This is a genomic window from Flavobacterium sp. (assembly GCF_003525665.1).
In the GTDB taxonomy this organism is placed as follows: Bacteria; Bacteroidota; Bacteroidia; order Flavobacteriales; family Flavobacteriaceae; genus Flavobacterium.
This window is the reverse complement of record NZ_DQDX01000051.1, coordinates 36,725-40,324: the sequence shown is the minus strand read 5'-3', so window position 1 is coordinate 40,324 and position 3,600 is coordinate 36,725. Positions and strand designations below refer to the sequence as shown.

The window sequence follows — 3,600 nt, the reverse complement described above, 5'->3', positions numbered from 1 at the left end:
TTTTGCCACAAAGGCGCAAAGTCACTAAGTTTCTTGTTTTTGTGAAAGTGTATTGAAAACTGATTTCTATTCAATACAGATTACAATTTAGCCCTGATAGTAGTGGAAATCCTTGTCTCGTTTTTTTAACGAGACAAGATTGCAACGGATAGCAGGAATTGCGACTGCAAAGTAACAAAAAAGTTTCGCTTCTAAAAATTGATTTATAAAAAAAGCTACCTAAAATTACTTTAGATAGCTTTTCAAATTTGAGTTTGTTCTATTTTTAGCTATTGCTAGCTTTAAATTCTTTCAATTTAGCTGTTAAACGTGGTACGATATCGAAAGCGTCACCTACAATTCCGTAATCGGCAACCTTGAAAAATGGTGCTTCTGCATCGGCATTTATAACCACTTTTACTTTAGAAGAGTTGATTCCGGCAATGTGTTGGATTGCTCCAGAAATTCCTACGGCGATGTATAAATTGGTCGCCACTGGTTTTCCTGTTTGACCAACGTGTTCGCTGTGAGGACGCCATCCTAGATCTGAAACTGGTTTAGAACACGCAGTTGCAGCTCCAAGAACTGTTGCTAATTCTTCTAGCATTCCCCAATTTTCTGGACCTTTTAATCCGCGACCACCAGAAACCACTACGTCTGCATCTGCAATAGTAACTTTTCCTGTTGATTTTTCTACAGATTCTACTTTTACGTTAAAATCGGCATCGTTTAATGTTGGAGCGAAATCTTCTTGAGATAATGACGAAGCACTTTCTACTAATCCGAAAGAGTTTTTACCAATTGCTACTATTTTTACATCTGTTGAAATTTCTGTGATATTGAAAGCTTTGTTAGAAAAAGCAGTTCTTTTTACTTGAAATGGTGAAGTTGAAAGTGGTAATTCAACAACATTTGATGCAAATCCAGCTTCTAAACCTACGGCAACAAGTGGCGCAAGATATAAACTGTCTGTTGTTGAAGAAAGTACAATTACTTTTGAGCCTTCTTTTTGAGCAGCTTGTTTTACAACATCGGCGTAAGCTTTGGCATTGAAATTGGCTAATTTATCATTAGTTACTTTCAAAACTTTATCTACACCATAGTTAGATAATTCACTAACATCTCCTGCGTTAACAGTTACTGCTGTTACAGTTGTGCCTAATGATTCGGCTACTTTTTTTGCATACGATGCTAATTCAAAAGCTACTTTTTTGAATTTTCCATCGGCTGATTCTGCGTATATTAATAATGACATTTTTTTTAGTTTAAGAGTTTAAAAAAAGTTTAAAAGTTTAAGAGTTTAGTTCTGCGACTGAACACTGTAAACTGAATACTGATTATTAGATTACTTTCGCTTCGTTGTGTAATGCGCTAACTAATCCGTCTAAATCGTCTGCAGAAAATAATTTTACTGCCGATTTTGCTGCTGGTTTTTCAAATTTTACCGCTTTAGTTTCTACAGAAGCTGCAACTGGCTCAAGAACCGTTAATGCTTTTGTTCTAGCCGTCATAATTCCTCTCATGTTTGGAATACGAAGGTCTTTTTCTTCAACCAAACCTTTTTGTCCACCAATTACTAATGGAAGTGAAGCTGAAATAATTTCTTTTCCACCATCGATTTCTCTTGATGCTTTTGCAGAAGTTCCATCAACGGTTAGTTCTGTACAAGAATTTACAAAATTGTAGTTTAATAAACTTGCTAGCATTCCTGGAACCATTCCGCCATTGTAATCTAATGATTCTTTTCCGCAAATTACTAAATCATAACTTCCAGATTTTACAACTTCTGCCAATTGTTTTGCAACATAAAAACCATCAGTTGCTGCAGCGTTTACACGAATTGCTTCGTTGGCTCCAATTGCTAATGCTTTTCTTAGAGTTGGTTCAGTATCGGCACCACCAACATTTACAACTGTTACCGTTGCACCTTGTTGTTCTTGAAACCAAATGGCTCTTGTTAATCCGAATTCGTCATTAGGATTGATAACATATTGAACGCCATTGGTATCAAATTCTGAATCGCCATTGACGAAGTTAATTTTGGAAGTAGTATCAGGCACGTGGCTGATGCAAACTAATATTTTCATTTTATATAAATTAAAAGATTTTTCAGATTGTAAAAGTATAAAATATATTTCAAATAATTGTATGCGTGCATAGTATTTTTTTTTAAAATTTCAGTATTATATCGATTTCGTTGGTGTTGATTTGTCAAATTGGTATATTTTGAGATAATTGGAGCTTATTTGTTCGTTTTTTCCTATTTTTAAAAAATAAATTTAAAGTATGAAATGTATTCTTGTTGATGATGAAATTCTAAACCTTAAAAATTTAGAAATTATTTTGACTGAAAATTTTCCAGAAATATCCGTTTTGGGCATGTTTCAGAATGTGGCTGATGCTAAATTATTTATTGAAAAAAATCCAATTGATTTACTGTTTTTAGATATTTCTATGCCTATTGAAGACGGATTTGATTTGTTAAGTTGTTTTCCCAAGCGAAGTTTTCAAACTATTTTTGTTACAGCTCACGAAGAATATGCTATCAAAGCGTTGCGTGTTGGTGCCATTGATTACATCTTGAAACCTATTTTATTGTCTGAATTGAAAACGGCTATAGAAAGCGTAAAAGTTGTTTTAAAAATGGATAAAAGTACCCAAGATAATACTATTACATTAAATTATGAAGGAGGAAAATCGATAGTTACTATTACCGATATTCAATATTTGAAAGGTTTTGATAACCTCACAATGGTTTATATGACCAGAAATAGAAAGGTTATGGTTTCTAAAACACTAAAGCATTTTGAAGAAACATTGCAACAAGATTTTTTTAGAATTCATAAATCATTTTTAGTCAACTTAAAATTTGCTTCTAAAATTTTGTCGCGTGAAGCCTTGTTTTTAGAGTTAAATGATGGAACACAATTGCCAATTTCAAGAAGAAATTACAAACCTTTGAATGATGTTTTAAAAAGAAATTAATAAATGAATAAGGCAATACTGTTATTTTGTTTACTAATTTATTCGGTATTGAATGCTCAAATTCAGTACAAATTCAGCCATTTTACAACTGATGATGGTTTGCCAACCAATTCGATATACGCGATTACAGAAGATAAAAATGGTAACTTAGTTTTAGGAACTGACAACGGATTGACTTTCTTTAATGGAAACGATTTTAAAACCTTGAATGTAAAAGATGGCTTGATAAATCCGTACGTAGTTGCTGTTTTTACAGATCAAAAAGGTGTTGTTTGGTTTATAAATTACAATGGCAAACTTCAAAAATTTGAAAACAATAGAGTTAGTTCCACCTCAATATTTACTAATCAAACCAATGCTTTTTTAAATACCAAAGAGCAGCTGTATTTGTACACAATGCAAAACAGATATTCTAATAAAACCTATTACTACAATTGCATTAATAAATATAATTGGAATCTTGAAAAGCCTCAAGAAAATATTTTTGAATCTTCGAGAATTGCACCACCAATTTTGGCTCAGGATGATGAAGAAATAAAATTGGAAGCTAATTTTCTTATTTATAAAAATAAAAAAGTTGCTGTCCCAAAAGATGTTTCTTTCGTTCATAAAGTGATTTTTAGAAAAAATGATGTC

General features: G+C 32.4%; 4 protein-coding genes. 2 read left to right on the top strand and 2 right to left on the bottom strand.

Going from position 1 to position 3,600, the window contains the following annotated elements:
- Positions 1-265 precede the first annotated feature (265 nt).
- Together DIU01_RS03610 and DIU01_RS03605 are read right to left on the bottom strand one after the other, a co-directional pair.
- Positions 266-1,234: an electron transfer flavoprotein subunit alpha/FixB family protein gene (locus DIU01_RS03610; RefSeq protein WP_290831881.1), complete on the bottom strand. Its 969-nt coding sequence runs from the start codon at positions 1,232-1,234 to the stop codon at positions 266-268.
- 85 nt (positions 1,235-1,319) lie between these two features.
- Positions 1,320-2,066 (bottom strand): electron transfer flavoprotein subunit beta/FixA family protein, encoded by a 747-nt coding sequence (locus tag DIU01_RS03605; RefSeq protein ID WP_290831880.1) that lies wholly within the window; start codon positions 2,064-2,066, stop codon positions 1,320-1,322.
- 199 nt (positions 2,067-2,265) lie between these two features.
- Here DIU01_RS03605 and DIU01_RS03600 point away from each other — a divergent pair, with 199 nt between their 5' ends.
- The gene (locus DIU01_RS03600; RefSeq protein WP_290831879.1) at positions 2,266-2,964 is read left to right on the top strand and encodes a LytTR family DNA-binding domain-containing protein; all 699 of its coding nucleotides are present in this window, start codon (positions 2,266-2,268) and stop codon (positions 2,962-2,964) included.
- Between the two features lie 3 nt (positions 2,965-2,967).
- Positions 2,968-3,600: two-component regulator propeller domain-containing protein (locus DIU01_RS03595; RefSeq protein ID WP_290831878.1), on the top strand; the 633-nt coding region annotated here is incomplete at its 3' end.

What these genes read in the sequence shown, in the direction of transcription:
- DIU01_RS03610 (WP_290831881.1), bottom strand. Translation starts at nt 1,234, where the DNA reads ATGTCATTATTAATATACGCAGAATCAGCCGATGGAAAATTCAAAAAA.
- DIU01_RS03605 (WP_290831880.1), bottom strand. Translation starts at nt 2,066, where the DNA reads ATGAAAATATTAGTTTGCATCAGCCACGTGCCTGATACTACTTCCAAA.
- DIU01_RS03600 (WP_290831879.1), top strand. Translation starts at nt 2,266, where the DNA reads ATGAAATGTATTCTTGTTGATGATGAAATTCTAAACCTTAAAAATTTA.